This window comes from Verrucomicrobiia bacterium (genome assembly GCA_036268055.1).
GTDB lineage: Bacteria > Verrucomicrobiota > Verrucomicrobiia > Limisphaerales > Pedosphaeraceae > DATAUW01.
Window position 1 is genome coordinate 22581 of sequence record DATAUW010000023.1, and the last position, 17407, is coordinate 39987.

The following is a 17407-nucleotide window of genomic DNA, read 5'->3' on the forward strand; positions in this document are numbered from 1 at the left end:
ATCCTTACAGTCAGAACATTTTCTCCACTCGGAAAATATTTTTTTTGCCGCTTCTGCGCCTCTGGTCAATTTTTTAATTCAAAGCAGGAAGCTATCGCGAGAACATTATGCTTTTGGATTAGGAGCCGGAGTTTGGCCGTTCTGCAATAATTTCCACACGCGCAGGGCTTCGGTGACGCCCCAGGCCTGGGCGTCGCAGCCGCGCTGGGTGTGGGGGGTGTCGCCGTCCAGGATTTCGGGGATTTGGCCGACGCAGTTTGTCATCAGCGAACGGTCCAGGCTGCCGAGGTAGGCACGGGCGGCAGCGTGGGCTTCGGGCGCGTTTTCCCACGCGCGGGTGAGGGCTTCGCAGAAGACGGGGAAGATCCATGTCCACGCGGTGCCGTTGTGATAAGCGGGTTTGCGGCGCGTATCTTCATCGCCTTCGTAACTGCCCCAATACGGTTCAGGAGGATTGTTTAATAGCTGGCCCTGGTTGCCGTAAATGGGCAAGGGCGGCTCGACGGGCAGCGGCGCGAGGGTGCGCAATCCCCCGGGAACCACGAGGTAGCGCGCCGCGGCGGCGACACAGCGTTGGGCTGCGGTGCCGGTGAGCAGGCCAAGGCTGATGGCGAAGAGGCAATTACTCCGCAGGGCATTGTCCACGACGGCCTGGTCGGCGCGTTGATCGGATTTGGCGATGAGCAGGTCCGCCAAGTAACCTTGCGAGTCGAGCCAAAAATATTTCGTGAGGGAAACTTCCGCTTGTTCAGCAAGGTCGCGCCAGCGTTTGCGTTCTTTCGCCGGAGCGATGCGCGCAAGCTGGCGCAGGAGGCGAATCCACAGCACTTGAATTTCCACGGGATAACCTTCGCGCGGTGTGCCGGCGGGGAAATTGGTGTCCATCCAGGTGAAATGGCTGGGGCTCCAGATGAGGCCGGAGACGGTGTCCATGTGGATACCGTTGGGCGTGCCGGTTTGATAATGCGACGCGATGTCGGTGAGCACGTCGGCGATGGTGGGGCCAGTGTCATCCACTTTCGTGCGATAAAAATCTTCGCCTTCGCGCGCGGTCATTTCTTCGCACACGACGCCATACCACAAGGGTGCGTCGGTGGTGTCGCGGTTGGAGGCGTCGTCGCCGTGGATGGTATTGGGCAGCGTGCCGTCCTTCACGAAACGGCCAAAGATGAGTAGCAACTGTTTGACCTCGTCCACCATTCCGGCGGCGAGCAATCCGCGCGCGCAGATGAGGGAATCGCGGCCCCAATCGAGAAACCACGGATAACCGGCGATAACGGTGCTGCCGTTGTCACGACGCACGACGAACGCCCGCGCGGCGCGAAGAAGCTGGCGGCCAAATTCATCGTCCGGGGCGAAGACCTTCGCGGGGTCAACGGCTTTTGGATCTTCGGGCGATTTGGATTTTTCAATTTCGTCGGCGGAAGGATTATTGGCGTCGGCGCAAACGACCAATGAAAGTTCCGCGCCTTTTGCGAGTGGCAAGTCGAACCAGCCGGGGCTGTAGGCATCGCCGCTGGCAGTTTGGCCGCGGCTTTGCTCGACGGGATGCGGGATATTTTCCGACCACTCCGCTTCGTGATGATAAAATCCGCCGCTGCTGAACACGCGCAACTGGCGATCGGCGGCGGGCGTGAAAATAAATCCGGTCTGCTGGTCGAGTGGGCGTGAGTTGGACGAGAAATGAAAATCCGCGCCGCCGTTGCGCTTGGTTTCAGAATGGAAATTGCGATCCTCGATGTCCACGCGCACGGTGATGCGGACTTCGCGATCATCGGGCAAGGGTTTGCGCGTCGCGAGGGTGCGCGTGAGGCGGGCGAAATGGAGGACGGTGGTGTTGCGGCCGGGCAGCATGCTTGCGGTCACCTGAATTTCGACGGTGCGGCCATCGCCGGCGTTGGCGACGAAATGCCAGCGCGCGGGCGGACCGGGCTCGAAGGAAACGAGGTTGCGCAAATCAAGCGCGGTGATGAAGCCATCAGCATTGACCCAGAGGCGCGCGCGCTTGGCGAAGACGTGGCGGTCAACGGGCACGCGGGGGTTGAGGTTCGCACCGAGGAGACAATCGTATTTGGATTTGATTGCGCCGAAGTCCACACACAAGCGGGCCATGCCGCCGATGCCGTTGGTGAGGAGCACGAGCGGTTGTTCCAGGGTGTGCGTGAGGCCCGCATTAGGAGACGCGCCGGGTGCCAGCGCGGCTTCGTCGCGCAAGACCGGGACATTAGAAATGGAGAGTGGTTTGCCGGTGCCGGAATCGAGGACGGGTCCGGGCGCGAGAAAGCGGATAGGCGATTCCATTTCCTGCGCGGCGATGGTATAGCGTTCGAGCACCAGCGTGGCATCGCCGGGCGGTTGCGATGGCGCGAAGCATGCGACGTGGCCCTGCGAAAGCTCGATGGATTCGGCGTGAACTTCTTTTCCGGCGAGACGGAGCGTGGCGCGAAAGCGGGCGGAGTCGGTTACCAAAAGCCAATGGCCGGGCGGCACGGGGAGAATGCGCCGGCGATCCAGCAAGGACCAGGTTACGACCGGCTCGTATTTTCCGGGTGAATTGGCGCGCGGATCTTTCAGCAGGCGCTCAAGATTTTCGCGAACGACCTTGGCATCAGCGGACGCGGCGGAGGCCAGCACGCCCGAAGGGTTCGCGTCAACGAGTTTAGCCAGTTCGCGCCAGTCCACGGAGGGAATATCCTCGATGGGAAGCTGTTTGCCAAGCGCGGTCAGGGCCCATGCAGCGCGGGCGCGGGCGCGGCGATAATCCTCACCGCTCAAACCTTGCGGCTGCGCGCGCGGCGAAAGACAAAAGCACGCGCCGGGTTCAAGCGTGAATTCCAGTTTGCCGTCCCGGGATTTCTTCGGCTTGGGAACGGGTTGGCCGATGAGTTCAAATTTCAAACCGCCGAGGTCGCGCGCAATTTCGCTTTCTAGCACGAAAGTTTGCGGCTCCTCGATGTCCAGGTTCGCGAGCACGAGCAGCGAGTCTTTGCCTTCCTCGGAATCGCGGCGCAAAACATAGACGGGCGAATCGGCGGCGCTGAGACGGGTGAGTTTCGCGCCATCGAAAAAGCACGGGTGATCGGCGAGCAGGCGGTTGAGTTGCGCGAGTTCGGGCACGATATTTTCCGCGCTGTCCCACGCGAGGCCGCGGCTCGAATGAACATTGATTTGTTCGGGCGCGAGCCATTCCACGCCGCAGGTGAAGCCGTAACCGCCGTTCACGCTCGCGAGCGCGCAGAGGCGATTGCGCATGAGCGACCAGACGCGTCCGTGCTTGGCAAGACGCTCGTTGTCGTGGGTTTCGCTGTAGTGAACGAGCAGGCCGAGGCGTTCACTTTGGCGGATGCTGTGGTCGAGGTAACCGGAGACTTGCACGGGCGAAAAGTTTTGGAACAGTTCGGAGTAGGCCCATTGCATGTTGCCCTCGGTGAGCAAATTCTCGGTCAAATCCCACGCGCCGCCGAGTCCTTCGAGGAGAAAAACCGTGTCGGGAAATTCCTGCCGCACGCGGGCGATGATGTATTGCCACGCGGTCAGCGGAACTTTGTAACCGGCGTCGCAACGAAAACCATCCACGCCGCGCGCACACCAGGTGAGAAAAACTTCGCCGAGATAATCCCAAAGTTCGACGTGCTTGTGTTCGAGTTCGACGAGGTCTTCCCAAACGACATCCCACGCGCCGGGGCTGACGAACGCGCCGCCCAGCCCGCGCAACATCCATTCGGGATGATTTTCCTGAAGGTTCGAGCCCCAGCCGGTGTGGTTGATGACGATGTCGAGGAAGACGCGTCCGCCCTTGAGATGCGTGGCGTAGGTGAGTTCGCGAAATTGATCCACGCCGGTCGTGCGGCGATCAAAAACCACCAGCGCCGGATCAATGCCCGCGAGGTCCAGCGCGGCGTACGGACTGCCAAAGCGGCCATAGCGCGCGTAAGTGGTGGGCACGGGATTTACCGGCAGCAAATGGAGGATGCGGCAGCCGAGGGTGTCCATGATGTGCGGCAGTTGCGGCACGAGATCGCGGAACTTTCCCGAAGGCGGGATGACGGAATAGCCGGCAGCGTCAAGCTGTTGAAGTTGCGCGGATAATTTTTCGTTAGTGGTGAAGACGGCATTGCGGCTTGGGCCGAACATGCGGGTGAAGGCGCAGTAAATGGTGTTCGCCGTGCGGTAATGATTCGGGTGAACGGCGATGCCGAGGTCGGGGCCGTCCGGCCAATGCTGCCAGCCCTGGGGATCAATGAGGTAAGCCTTGGCCTTGAAATAACCGACCTCGGTGAGCGGCAATTCGAGGCTCCACGCGCCGCCTTCCGCGCGCATCGGGAGGTCGTGCCACGACGCACCGGCGGCGGCGAGATTTTTGGCCTGGGCATTGACGAGTTCCTGGCCGAGCACCGCGGCGCGGCCCAGGTCGGTGCGCAACCGCGCGTGCCAGCCATCCGGCGCATGGCGGCCCGCGCCATCGCCCAGCGTGAACCGGATGCGATCACCGACGAACCGGCGAATGCGTTCGCCCGGAGCGGGTTTCATGACCGGCGCCAAATTTTCCATGCGGATGTAATAGCGGAAGCGGGAAGGAAATAAAAGGAGGTTAAGAGAATCGTTGTTCGATTTGAGCAAGTTCCCAAAAGCCATTCTGCGGCCGATTCTTTCGTCTCAACGGCGGCTATTAGAAATTAGTTATGATTCGAGCCGTCATAGATCAGGGCAACGCCTTGATCGAGGAGAGTGCACCGCTGTTTATCCGAATATTTATTCGCCTTGGCCCGCGCCTTATCAGAAATAACCGTTCCTTCGGACTTGGTTTTGATTTTTTCTGTTTTCTTTTTCTTCATTGGCGTGGTTATGGCTGGATTCGACGCACGCCCTTAAATTTATCAAAGTCGCGATCGAAGCTGGCAACCGGTTCTGACAATTCAATCGCCGCTGCCGCTAGATAGGAGTCGGCAAAATGGGCATTTTGTTCCCGGCATCGTTTTAGTGTTTCAAAAATTCGTTCACGCTCCACGACTTCTATGCCTCGACCTTTAAGAAATGCCGCAAGCTTTTCGGCCACCAAATTGCGCTCGATATCATAAAACGATTCCAAGGTGTAAAACACTTCGGCGACGATGATGGGGAATACCACAAGCGTCAGTTCGCCGCTGTCTGCCTTTTCCACTAACTTGCGAACCCTCCCCGCCATCTCAGGCGGATTATCGGTGAAAAAGCGAACTAAAATATTTGTGTCCACCAACTGCCGTGGCGGACTCATTTTCCTCGCAAGTGTTTCGTTACCCTTTCACCAACGGCCCGCTGCATTGCGGCTCGCTCCTGCCTGGCCCCAGGGAATTTTTTGGTTGAGCGAAGGCTTCCAAACAATGCCAAAGCGCTTGGCTGCGCTTCGACAATTGCCGTGCCGTCCGGTTGGATCTTCCATTCCAGGCGCTGCCGTGGTTTTACTTTTAAAGCCTCGCGAATTTCACGGGGAACGGTGGTCTGTCCTTTGTCGGTCAATGTCGAGCTTGGCATTTGAATTATATTACCACAGTTTAATGTAATGAAGAAAGACATTTCATTACTTTCTTAATGCTGCATTACTTTCTATTTTTTTTGCGCGATTATAAAAGGCGCGGCGATTCTTTTCCGCTCGGATCGCGGGTCTGCGAACCGCAGCCATGCTCAAAGAAGATTGCCGCTCAAGGCTGAGCCGAAAGCGGCCTGACCAGATGTACCTTGCTGCGGGTCATAGACCCGCGGTCCGGGTGGAGGAGGAAACTTCTCTACCCTATCGGCATTTCAGTCGTTCTTCTTAACTTTGCTTTCAGATGGTGGGCAACTGTCTCAAAATCAGCCGGTCTTGGGGTTTTTGGGGTTTTGGTTTTGGCGTATTTCCGCGTTTTTTGTGGTCTCTCCTTTGGCAACGAATTTGCTAACTTAGTTTTGATTTTTTAGGACTTCCCCGGTTCGTTTTGGGGAGCGGGCGCGTTGTGCGTCCAAATCAATAGAATAAATAGCATGTCCGCCACGTTATCCGCGAGCGAAGAGGCCCAACTGTCTCAGACGATTGAGATGTTTGAGGTCATCACGCAATCGCAGCCGCAGGATTACCAGTCCCTGGAGATCCTCAAGGAAGCGTATTCCAAGCTTGGCCGCGAAAAGGACCTCGTGGCCACGTCCAAACGCATCGCGCAGGCGTACGTGCAACTCGGCCAGCTTTCTTCCGCCATTCTCGAATATGAAACGGTGCTGCAACGGTTCCCGGATGATTCGGATGTCCAGGCCGCGCTGAAGGAAATCGAGCACAAGGCGAACAATCTTTCCGCGCATCCCGCACTGGCCGAACCCGCGCCCATGCGCCCGGCCAACGCCGCGCCGCGTCCGCAAAAAACCACCGGCAAACCCGTGCCGCAGGACATTGACGATGGCCGCGCGCAGATGCAGAAGATTTTCGTGGAGAGCAAATTGATCTCGGCGGGGGATTTTGATTTGTGCTGGAGCACACCGGACCTGGCCGAACCGCCGCGCGGGGTCAAAGAGCCATTCATCCTGACCCTTGCGGACAAGGGCATTCTTCCCTCCGATAAAAGCCTCAAGGTTTTGGTGGAAAAATCGCGCCTGGCTTATCTGCCGCTGGAAAAATACGAAGTGGATATGGAACTGGCGCGCGGTTTTCCGGCGGATGTCTGCCGCCGCTGGTGCGTGTTGCCGTTCGATCGCATGAGCAAGACCGTGCTCGTGGCAACGGCGAATCCTTTCAATCGCCAGGCGGCCAAGGAATTGGCGGACGCCACCAAACACCGGCTGTTGTTCTATGTGACGACGCCGGCTGAAATCGTGACCAACCTGCGCAAAATCTTCCGCTGATCACCATGCCACCCGTCGTCAAATCCTTTGGAGAACGCATCGCCGACGCGCTGGTCGAGGACGGCTTGCTTACGGTCAAGCAGGTGGAGGAATTGCTCGATCAGCAAAAGAAGGAAGGCACGCGCCTGCTCAAGCTCGTCGTCGAGAAGGCTTACGTCAGCGAATTGGACATGACGGTTTCGATGGGCCGCATCCTCAATACGCCGCCCGTCAACCTGCCGCGCATCGGCATTCTACCCGAAGTCGGCGACCTTTTGCCGCGCGACCTGGCGCGCAATTACAAAGTCGTCCCCGTCTCGCGCCTCGACAATAAATTGTTCCTGGCGATGGCCGACCCGCTGAACGTGCTGGCGATTGACGACGTCAAGCGCATCACGAAGCTGGAGGTCGTGCCGATGATCGCATCCGAGCGTTCGATCGTCGAGAAGCTCAACACCCTGGACGCGGCCAAAAGCGGCAGCATGGAGGACATCATCAATGATGCCCAGCGCCAGGCCAACGATGAGTCCGATGCCGACAACCTGGAAGTTTCCAAGGAAGCGCTGGAAGACGTCAGCCTCGATCAACTCGCGGCTTCCAGCGAAGAAGCGCCGGTCATCAAACTTGCGAATTTGATTTTGGTGCAGGCCATCAAAGACCGCGCGAGCGATATTCACATCGAGCCCTTCGAGAAAGTCGTCCGCTTGCGCTATCGCGTGGACGGCGCGTTGCAGGACGCCACGCCGCCGCCAAAAGCGATGCAACTCGCGCTGGCTTCGCGTTTGAAAATCATGAGCAGCCTGGACATCGCCGAACGGCGGTTGCCGCAGGACGGGCGCATGCGCGTAAAAGTGGGCGGCAAGGATTTTGATTTGCGCGTTTCGTTTTTGCCGACGGTCCATGGCGAAAAATGCGTGCTGCGCGTACTGGATAAATCCAACCTTTCCGCGAGCCTGGACAAGCTTGGCCTGGATCCCGATACGTTCCAGCAATTCAAGCAGGCGGTGGACGCGCCGCACGGCTTGATCCTCGTCACCGGCCCCACGGGTTCGGGCAAAACCACAACGCTTTATTCCGCGCTCAACGAACTCAACAGCCCGCAATACAATATTGTCACGGTCGAAGACCCGGTGGAGTTCCAGATCCCGGGCATCAATCAGGTTCCGGTGAAAAAAGAAATTGGGCTGACGTTCGCGAATTCGCTGCGCTCGATTTTGCGCCAGGACCCGGACATCGTCATGATCGGCGAAATCCGCGATACGGAGACGGCGGAAATCGCGATTGAGGCCGCGCTGACGGGCCATCAGGTCTTGAGCACAATGCATTGCAATGACGCACCCGGAGCCATCGCGCGTTTGGACGACATGGGCATCGCGCCCTTTTTGATTTCGTCGTCGGTGATCCTGGCTTGCGCGCAACGCCTGATGCGGCGCATCTGCCAGCACTGCAAAGAGCCGGTGGTTTATCCGGAGAAAATGTACACGGACCTGACGATTGACCCGAGCCTCTTTGAAGGCGTGACGCTTTTCCGCGGCCGCGGTTGCGAGCGTTGCAAAGGTTCCGGTTACGCGGGCCGCCTGGCGATCATTGAAGCGATGACCAACACGGATGAAATCCGCAAACTTATCATCGCCCGCGCCAGCACGCGCGAAATGGCGAAGGTAGCCATCGGCCAAGGCATGCGCACGCTACGCATGGCCGCGCTGGACCGCGTGCGAGCGGGAGTTTCGACGCTGGAACAAGTGTTGGTGCTGACGTCGTCGCATTGACGATTGCTGGCAACTCTCGGAGATTCACGGCTTTTCTTGCGGAGCAGATTCATTGAGCGCATTCCGCTTCAGTTGCCGCCACCGCAAGAGCCATACGATCAGTCCTAGAAACATTGGGGAAAAGCAGATGGCGTAGAACACATTTCGCGTGGTGGTCTGGGTGATGTCAAGCCAGTGATAGCGCGTAAAGAATTCGCGAGCCACGGCGTCATTGCCGTGTTTCGCCAGCGCGATTCCACCGAGGGCGATGTCATGCGCGGCAGAGAGGCCGCCAATCGCGGCAAACCAGCCGAGCGTCACGCCACCCGAAGCGATGAGGCCAATCGCGGCGCCACCCAAGGCGATCGCACCCAGCGCCATACCGCCAAAAGCCAGAATGCCCACGCCGAATCCGCCGATGGAAATGAGGCCGACGCTGAGGCCGCCCATGCTGATGCCGCCGACCGCAACGCCACCGCTGGCAAAAAGAATTCCGTAAGCCACATCGCCGGACGCAATCCACGCGATGGCCGGTTGCAGCTTTTGTCCGGGCAATCTTCCCTGCCGGCAATGAACCAGCGGAAGACCGAACAGCGTGGCGCGGCTGCGGTATTCCCAAACCAACGGCAACGTCCGGCGCTCGACGCGGAACGACTCAGGGCAGAGCCGCTTTTCCTCCTCGCGCAGCCGGGAAAATGCCCGGTTGAACCGCCAGCCGCTGACAAAAATAAATATTCCATACGCCATGACGATGCCCATTCCAAGCGTGATGACGAGCGCCGGATGCTGCTGCCAAAGCCGGCTGGCGAAAAAAATAAGCGCCAGGAGAGCCGCGACGAAAACGGCCACGGTGGCGACGACTATCCATATATATCGCACCATGAAGGCACGCTCGCGCGGAGTGGCGGCATTTTTGAGGCTCATCCGCGCGCCGACATAACCGCCGGCCAAACCGAGTAACGGCCCAATTACGATGCCCAGCACGGATAAAAACGTCGCTCCCGTTGCGGCAGCGCCTCCCTTGGCCGCGACGGTGGCGACGGTGGCGGCCTTGGCCGAAGTCGCAAATTCCGGGAGTGCCGCGAGCACGCCGATAGTGAATGCCGCCCCTGGATTTGTCCGTTCCAATGCGCCCGCGACAAATTCCATGACTTCCTCGGCCAGCAATTTGCGCCCGCGCGACAATCTTTGGTGAACGGCATCTTCGCTCAATTCCAACGCTGCCGCGACGCGTTCCACAGATTGATGTTCGCGGTAAAATAAAATCAGCGGCTCGCGATAGGTTTCCGGGATGCGTTCGATGGAACGCCACAGGATGGCTTCCTCTTCCTTGCTAATGGTTTGATCCGGCGGCGAGGCTTCGTGCGACCGCGCTTGACCGGCGGATTCGAGGGATTCGGCTGCGTGCGAGGGTTCGCGTCCCTGCCGCCGCAACGCGCTGTGGATGAGATTCCGCGCGATGCCGCAGAGCCACGGGCGCAGTTTTTCCGGTTCGCGCAAACTGGAAAGTTGTTTCCACGCGGCCATGAAAGTTTCCTGCGCCAAGTCTTCGCTCTGGCTCAGGCTGCCGGTGGCATTGTAGGCCAGCGAACAAACGAGCGATTGATAACGCGCGACGATCTGGCCGAAGGCCTCGCGATTGCCGGACAAGCTTTCGCTGACCAAATGTGCATCGTTGTTTGCGGCGGCGGACATTTCTTTGGTGGTAATCATATCGCCGCATAAGTGGGCGGCCAATGAAGAAGCTGACAAAGTATTTTGAGGGTTCGAGGATTTTTTCGACCGTTGATTGGGAGGAAACGCGGCTCGACTTTGGGTTTTGGAAGGAGTATGGTGGTGGCATGACGATGGTCACTCAAGTAGGCGCGGCCCAATTAGCGGATCTGCTTAAACAGGTTCAGGCGGGCAATGAGGTTTTGCTGGTGGATGGGGATAAGCCGGTGGTGCGTTTGACGGCGGTGGCTGAGGTGCCGGTTCAAGAGTCATCATCGAGAGATCCCTCTGTTTTGCAGATTCGCGCCATTGAAGGTCCCCGCGTATTAATTCCTAATTTCACTCGGACCGAATTGGCTGAAGAAATGTTTGACCGTTAATGATCGGGTTGGACTCCAATTTCCTCGTCCTACTTGCTCTTGCTAAGCATCCGGTTTTTTCAAAAACCTCCTTAGCCATCGAAATCGGCGCGCCTTTCAAACTTGTAATGTTCGGGAAAGGTTCTCGACAGGGGCGGGTGTCATGGTGGGGTTCATAAATGCAATACGCCCATTACCTGACCGGTCCGTTCATCGTTAAATGCCCACAAAAACCTCGCTTTTTTGTGCATTTCATTATTTGACCTGTCCGCGGGGTTTCCCTAGACTTCGCCACTTGTCGTTATGCATATAATGATTTGCGACCCCATTTCGCCGAAGGGTATTACGCTGTTTCAGCAATGCCCTGAATTCAAAGTCACGGTGCTTAAACAGCGCCTGCCCGAAGCCGAACTTTTGCCTCTCGTCAAAGACGTGGACGCAATGGTGGTGCGTTCCGAAACCAAAATCACGAAGGCCGTCATTGACGCCGCGCCGAAACTTCGCGTGGTGGGACGCGCCGGGGTGGGCGTGGACAATGTGGACGTGGATGCCGCCACGCAGCGCGGGATCGTGGTGATGAACACGCCCAGCGGCAACACCATCTCCACCGCCGAGCTTACTTTTTCCATGCTCATGGCGCTGGCGCGCAAGATTCCGCAGGCGCACGCCTCGATGAAGGCGGGCGAATGGAATCGCAAGGCGTTTCAAGGGGTTGAGCTTTATAACAAGACGCTGGGCATCCTGGGCATGGGGCGCATCGGCACGGAAGTGGCGCGGCGTGCGATCGTGTTTGGCATGCGAGTGCTGGCGTATGATCCGTATCTCACGCTTTCGCGGGCGAACGCGCTGCAAGTGGAATTGGTCGAGCTGGACGAAATTTTTGCGCGTTGCGATTTCATCACGGTTCACATGCCGATGAGCGATGAAACCAAGGGCATGATCAATGCCGCGGCGTTTGCCAAGATGAAAACCGGCGTGCGGGTGCTGAATTGCGCGCGCGGGGGCATCATCAATGAGGTGGACCTGGTTGAGGCGGTCAAGAGCGGCAAAGTTGCCGGGGCGGCGCTGGATGTTTATGAAACTGAGCCGTTGCCGAAGGATTTTCCGCTGCGCGATTTGCCGCAGGTCATCATGACGCCGCATTTGGGCGCGAGCACGGAGGAAGCGCAGGAAAATGTGGGCATCGAAGTGGCGGAAGCGATCACGGATTTCCTGGTTAATGGCGCGGTGCGCAATGCGGTGAATTTGCCGAATCTCGACGCGAAGACTTACGCGCTGGTCAAACCGTATCTCGCGCTTGGCGAAAAACTCGGCCGGCTCGCGGCGCAACTCGCGCCGAAGCGCAATGACCGCATCGTCATCACTTACGGCGGCAAGGCGACTGAAGCGCCGGGCGATCCGATCACGCGTTTTGTGCTCAAGGGATTTTTGGAATCGGCGGGCGGACGCGACGTGAATCAGGTCAATGTACGGACATTGGCGACTTCGCTGGGGTTGCGCGTGGAAGAAATCAAGTCCAACGAGCAAACGGATTTCAACGAGTGGCTGCACATCGCGGTTCACAGCGGAGAAGGAAAAGTTTCCGTGGGCGGCACGCTTTACGGAGCGAAGCAGCAGCCGCGCATCGTGCGCATCAACAGCCAGCCGGTGGAAATCGTTCCCGAAGGCGTGTTGCTGTTCCTCAACAACCGGGACCGTCCCGGCATGGTTGGTTATCTCGGCACTTTGCTGGGGCGCCATCAGGTGAATATCGCGAGCATGAACTTGAGCCGCGACACCATCGGCGGGCAGGCTTTGACCATCCTCAGTTTGGACAGCGTGCCTTCGCCGGCGGTGCGCGAGGAAATCGAAAAAGATCCGGACATCACCAACGTGCGCGTGGTGAAATTATAATTTGAACGTCGGCAATACAAACCTCAGTCACACTTTTTTATGAAATCAAACAGCAAGTTTTTAGGCGTCCTGCTCGCGGCGTCGGTCTTATCCACGGCCGCGTTGAAAGCGGACGATAAACCGGCCACCACGAATGCGCCCGCCGCCGCGGGGGCCAAACTGGACGATCTTTTTCCTGATCCCGTGATCGCGAAGGGCACGGGTTTTGAAATCAAACGCAGTCAGCTTGACGAAGCCATCAGCGGCGTGCGTTCCGCCGCTGCCGCGCGCGGCCGGGAATTGACGCCGGCCGATCTTTCCGCCATTGAAAGATCCTCGTTCGATCATTTGCTCGAAGTGCAGTTGCTCAAAGCGAAGGCCACCGCCGATGACAAGGCGAAGGCCACGGTGGAAGCGGACAAGCGTTTCGCCATCATCAAAAAGCGCGCGCCGAGCCAGGAAGCCCTCGACCGGCAGTTGAAGGTGATGAATTTGACCGAGGAAACGCTGCGCGGCCGGTTGATCGAGGAAGCGACGGCGGAACAGGTGTTGCGCGACAAGGTGAAAGTCACCGACGACCAGGTGCGCAAATATTACGACGATAATCCGTCGCAGTTCGAAGAGCCGGAAATGGTGGATGCGAGCCACATTTTGCTGATGACCGTGGACCCGAAGACCGGCAAGGCTTTGCCCGATGACGAAAAGAAAGCGAAGCTGAAACAGGCCGAAGATCTGCTCAAGCGCGCCAAGGGGGGCGAAGATTTTGCGAAGCTCGCGAGCCAATATTCCGAAGACCCCGGCTCGAAGGAAAACGGCGGCAAATATGTTTTCCCGCGCGGCCGCATGGTGAAGGAATTTGAGGCGGCGGCGTTCACGCTTCAGACGAACCAGATCAGTGACATCGTCACGACGCAGTATGGCTATCACATCATCAAACTGAACGAAAAAATCCCGGCCAAGAAACTGGAGTTCGACAAAGTGAAGACGGACGTCCGCACCGCGCTGGAATCGCAAGCGATGGAAAAAATCCTGCCGGATGTCACCGACAAACTGAAAAAGGATGCGAACGTGCAAATCCTCGACGCCGAGTTGAAGACGTTGATGGAGACGAAGACCGAGATGCCGGGCGCGCCTGGGGCTTTGCCTTCGAGCCTGCCGCCGCAAACGAAATAAGCAGAGTTTTGTTTTCAAAAAAGAGACCGGCTTGAAAAGGCCGGTCTTTTTTTTGGTGTGCGGCGGTGAAGGGGGGCGCAGCCAATTAATGGGGGGTGTGGGATTGTAGCGTTTGAGGGCGATGGGGTTCCAGAGATGCTCGCCTGGGCTCGCCTCGCTGCGCTCGATAGAGAGGTGAGTTGTTTCGACGAGAATTCCCCCAACTGAAGTTGGGGGTTAATGAGAAGCGTTGGACGAGTGGGTAAGGTTTGGTTCCAAGAGGAAAATTCTTTCGTCCCTGTGGGACTTGGTTTGGAATGGAGGCAAACCCAGCCATAAATGGCTGGGCTAAGTTCTGTCGTCCCTGCGGGACTTTGGACGGCGGCTGCGCAGCCCCACCACGCGTTAGGATATCAGTTGTTCCTGCGGGACTTGGCGGAGCGGCGGTTTTGTCTTTTGGGTGGTGTGATTTTTGGGCTCCTTTTTCGGACGGCTGCGCGGCAGCGCAGCCCTACCAGGTTAGAGGAAGGGGTGGGCGGCGCGATTGCGCCGCGGGGGTGGGTGGGGAAGGCGTTGGGTTTGGTTTTGTGGGTTGCGGGGGTGGGGGTTTTGATTAGTTACGGCTCGCGGGTACGCTCGCCCTCCCTTTTTGGGAACGACAGTTTTATATCGTCGTTGCGAGTTGCAGGTTCCTTGCTTTACGGGGTTGGTTCAGGCAGTTTTGTTGTTTGATGAAAAGATGGCTGCGTGGCTGCTGAAGCGTGTGGGTCTTTTCGGACGCTTTGATTTTTCGACGGGAATGCGCACGATTTATTTTGATTATAATGCCACGACGCCGCTGGATGCCGGCGTTCGCGCGGCCATGTTGCCGTTTCTCGAGGGCATTTTTGGAAATCCGAGCAGTGTGCATCATGTGGGCCGACGGGCCCGGGCTTTGTTGGATGATGCCCGGGATCGCACGGCGCGGGTGCTGGGCGCGAAGCCGAGCGAAATCGTTTTCACCAGCGGCGGAACTGAGAGCAGCAATCTGGCGATTTTTGGCACGGCGCGGCTGTTGAAATCGAAGGGGCGTCATCTCATCACTTCGGTGATCGAGCATCACGCGGTGTTGCATTGCTTTCAATATCTAGAGAAGCACGAAGGCTTTCAGGTGACGTATTTGCCGGTGTCGCGGGAAGGCGTGGTTTCGCCAGAGGATTTGCGCAAGGCGTTGCGGCCGGATACGACGCTGGTTTCGATCATGGCGGCGAATAATGAAATCGGGACACTGCAACCGATTGCCGAGTTGGGCGCGATTTGCCACGAGCGCGGGGTGATTTTTCATTCGGACGCGGTGCAATGGTTCGGCAAGGAACCTTTTTCAAACATTCATCAGTTCAATGCGGACCTGGTTTCCATTTGCGGGCATAAATTTCATGGGCCGAAAGGGGCGGGAGCTTTGTATATTCGTTCGCCGTTGCTTCCGGACCCGATCATTTTTGGCGGTGGACATGAAAATGAGCGTCGCGCGGGGACGGAAAATGTTGCCGGGATCATGGGTTTTGTGGATGCGCTGGAAAAGTTTGTGCTCGTGCCGGTGTTTGACCGGAATTTTCTTGCGCCTTTGGCGGAGCGTTTGATTGCGCTGGTGGATACGTTGCCGGGAGTTCAATTTGTCGGTTCGCGTGATCTGCGGCTGGCGAATACGGTGTCCTTTGTCGTCGCGGGCTCGGATAGCATCGCTTTGCTCGCAGGTTTGGATCTGGAAGGCTTCTGTGCTTCGAGCGGTTCGGCATGTTCGGCGGGATCGCTGGAGCCTTCGCACGTCATCCTTGGGCTGGGAGTGGAACCGAAGCTGGCGAATTCACTCGTGCGCCTCTCGCTGGGTCGGGAAACGACGGGGGAAGAGATTTCTCTGGCGGAAAATCTGATTCCTCACATCCTTAAACGCGCACAACGTCTCTAATAAGATTCCAATGATGTGCGAATGGTTTGTGAGCAAGTTTAATAACTTAAAGTTTGCGAAGTTTTGCGCGTTCTTCCATCTTCTTTTGGTAGTTGTTTTTTGGACGCAAGTATTTGTAGCAGCCTTGACAGCAAGGGTTGTTTGCCTTATTCACAACGCTTAATAATAAGAAGATTTCATTGAATTGTGAGACACTATTAAGGGCCCCATGAATTTAACCATCACCAAAGAGCAGTTGATCAACGGGCTCCAGGCCGTGCAGAACGTGGTCAGCACGCGGACGACGCTGCCGATTCTTTCCAATGTGCTGATTCGCGCCGAAGGTGACCGGGTGGAGTTCACCGCGACGGACCTCGACGTGACGGTGGCCTGCGCCGTCGGAGCGAGCATCAAGAAAGCCGGGGCGACCACCGTGCCGGTGAAAAAACTTTTCGGAATCGTCCGCGAGTTGAACAATCTCGAGATCGAGTTGGAAGTGGATGATAAGAATGTTTGCAGCGTTCGTTCCGGGGCGTCTTTCTACAAGATCAACGGACTGGGCGCGGATGAGTTTCCGCCGTTGCCGAAGTTCAAGGAAGATAAGAAAGTGATTTTGCCGCAGGAAAAGATCAAGGGGATGTTGAAGAAAACGTCTTTCGCGATTTCCAGCGATGAATCGCGCTATGTGTTGAACGGCATTTTTATCAGCCTCAAGGAGCATAAGATGACGATGGTGGCGACGGATGGCCGCCGCCTGGCGCTGGTGGATGAGGAAGTGGATGTCTCGGAGAAAAGCCAGGGCGAATTCATCGTGCCGGCGAAGGCGGTGAATGAATTGAATCGTCTATTGCAGGACAAGGGCGAGATGGAGGTGCGTTATTCGGACAACCAGGCATCGTTCACGCTCAAGGATGAAAAGGGATTTTCAATTTTGATCATCACGAAGTTGATCGAGGGGAATTATCCGAATTATCGGCAGGTGATTCCGGCGGAGGCCAAGGAGCGCGTGGCGCTGGCGCGCGAGGAATTTTTGCATGCGCTGAAGCGCGCGGAAATCATGACGAGCGAGAAGTCGAATTCGGTCAAGCTGGCGTTCACGAAGAATAACCTGGCGATCACGGCGAATTCGCCGGAGGTGGGCGAGGCGCGGGAAAGTCTGGCGATCAATTACAAGGGCAAGGACATGGCGATCGCGTTCAATCCGAAATATATGATTGACCCACTGAATGCGCTGCCGAATGAGGAGGTTTTTCTGGAGTTGATTGATGAATTGAGCCCGGGGGTGTTCAAGATCAATGGACCGTTTCTTTATGTGGTGATGCCGATGCGGTTGAGTTGATGGATGGAGATTATGAAGGAGAAAAAACCGTGTTAAAAGCACGGTTTTTCTTTTTTGTGAGCCAAGGAAAAATTGCGTGGGGGAATGATGCGGGCGGTGGGGTGACGGAGATGCTCGCTTGGGCTCGCCTCGCTTTGATCGATACAGAGGGAGATGTTTTTGTGGAGATTTTTCCCCCCAACTGAAGTTGGGGGGAAATGAGAAGTTTTGGGTTGTGTGGATGATTTGGGAAAAGGGGCGTGAGGTTCTTTCGTCCCCTGGCGGGACTTGGTTTGGAGGGGAATTCAACCTAGCAATAAATTGCTGGGCTAATTTCTGTCGTCCTTGCGGGGCTGCGGTGGCGAAGCAGATTAGCCGGTCGTGAAGGGCGGAGGCGGTGGGGTTCTTTTTTTGACGCAGAGGCGCAGAGAGGAAGGGATTTGGGTTGGGAATTGAGGAGGGGCGGCTAGGCAGGGTCGCACGACATGGTTAACAC

Annotated in this window: 13 protein-coding genes; 8 read left to right on the plus strand and 5 right to left on the minus strand. The window is 57.3% G+C overall.

From position 1 onward, the window contains the following. Positions 1-105 precede the first annotated feature (105 nt). The 4 genes from VH413_15110 to VH413_15125 all read right to left on the minus strand — a co-directional run bounded on the left by VH413_15110 (position 106) and on the right by VH413_15125 (position 5553). Positions 106-4530 carry an amylo-alpha-1,6-glucosidase gene (locus VH413_15110; GenBank protein HEX3800021.1) on the minus strand — a complete coding sequence of 1475 codons (4425 nt, stop codon included), beginning with the start codon at positions 4528-4530 and terminating at the stop codon, positions 106-108. 146 nt (positions 4531-4676) lie between these two features. Next, positions 4677-4835: a hypothetical protein gene (locus VH413_15115; GenBank protein HEX3800022.1), complete on the minus strand. Its 159-nt coding sequence runs from the start codon at positions 4833-4835 to the stop codon at positions 4677-4679. 8 nt (positions 4836-4843) lie between these two features. After that, entirely contained in the window at positions 4844-5254 is a 411-nt protein-coding gene (locus tag VH413_15120) for a PIN domain-containing protein (protein ID HEX3800023.1), read from the minus strand. Further along, positions 5251-5553, minus strand: coding sequence for a type II toxin-antitoxin system PrlF family antitoxin (locus tag VH413_15125; GenBank protein ID HEX3800024.1), 303 nt, complete (start codon positions 5551-5553; stop codon positions 5251-5253). The genes VH413_15120 and VH413_15125 overlap by 4 nt, the downstream gene beginning before the upstream one ends. Positions 5554-5997: 444 nt before the next feature. On the opposite strand from VH413_15125, the gene VH413_15130 reads away from it, so the two are divergent. Then, a complete protein-coding gene (locus VH413_15130) occupies positions 5998-6846 on the plus strand; it encodes a hypothetical protein (protein ID HEX3800025.1) in 849 nt (282 codons plus the stop codon). Positions 6847-6851: 5 nt separating this feature from the next. Next, positions 6852-8594 (plus strand): ATPase, T2SS/T4P/T4SS family, encoded by a 1743-nt coding sequence (locus VH413_15135; protein HEX3800026.1) that lies wholly within the window; start codon positions 6852-6854, stop codon positions 8592-8594. A gap of 24 nt (positions 8595-8618) precedes the next feature. On the opposite strand, the gene VH413_15140 is transcribed toward VH413_15135, so the two are convergent. Beyond that, positions 8619-10286 (minus strand): sigma-70 family RNA polymerase sigma factor, encoded by a 1668-nt coding sequence (locus VH413_15140; protein HEX3800027.1) that lies wholly within the window; start codon positions 10284-10286, stop codon positions 8619-8621. Between the two features lie 23 nt (positions 10287-10309). On the opposite strand from VH413_15140, the gene VH413_15145 reads away from it, so the two are divergent. The 6 genes from VH413_15145 to VH413_15170 all read left to right on the plus strand — a co-directional run bounded on the left by VH413_15145 (position 10310) and on the right by VH413_15170 (position 17117). Continuing rightward, a complete protein-coding gene (locus VH413_15145) occupies positions 10310-10666 on the plus strand; it encodes a hypothetical protein (GenBank protein ID HEX3800028.1) in 357 nt (118 codons plus the stop codon). Positions 10667-10957: 291 nt separating this feature from the next. Next, the gene (gene serA, locus VH413_15150) at positions 10958-12538 is read left to right on the plus strand and encodes a phosphoglycerate dehydrogenase (protein HEX3800029.1); all 1581 of its coding nucleotides are present in this window, start codon (positions 10958-10960) and stop codon (positions 12536-12538) included. A 39-nt stretch (positions 12539-12577) separates the two neighbouring features. Next, positions 12578-13690 carry a peptidylprolyl isomerase gene (locus VH413_15155; GenBank protein ID HEX3800030.1) on the plus strand — a complete coding sequence of 371 codons (1113 nt, stop codon included), beginning with the start codon at positions 12578-12580 and terminating at the stop codon, positions 13688-13690. Positions 13691-14408: 718 nt separating this feature from the next. Then, positions 14409-15614, plus strand: a complete 1206-nt coding sequence (locus VH413_15160) for a cysteine desulfurase family protein (GenBank protein HEX3800031.1) — start codon at positions 14409-14411, stop codon at positions 15612-15614. 208 nt (positions 15615-15822) lie between these two features. After that, positions 15823-16932: a DNA polymerase III subunit beta gene (gene dnaN / locus VH413_15165; protein HEX3800032.1), complete on the plus strand. Its 1110-nt coding sequence runs from the start codon at positions 15823-15825 to the stop codon at positions 16930-16932. After that, positions 16932-17117, plus strand: coding sequence for a hypothetical protein (locus VH413_15170; protein ID HEX3800033.1), 186 nt, complete (start codon positions 16932-16934; stop codon positions 17115-17117). Before dnaN ends, VH413_15170 begins: the two co-directional genes overlap by 1 nt. The last annotated feature ends 290 nt before the right edge of the window (positions 17118-17407 follow it).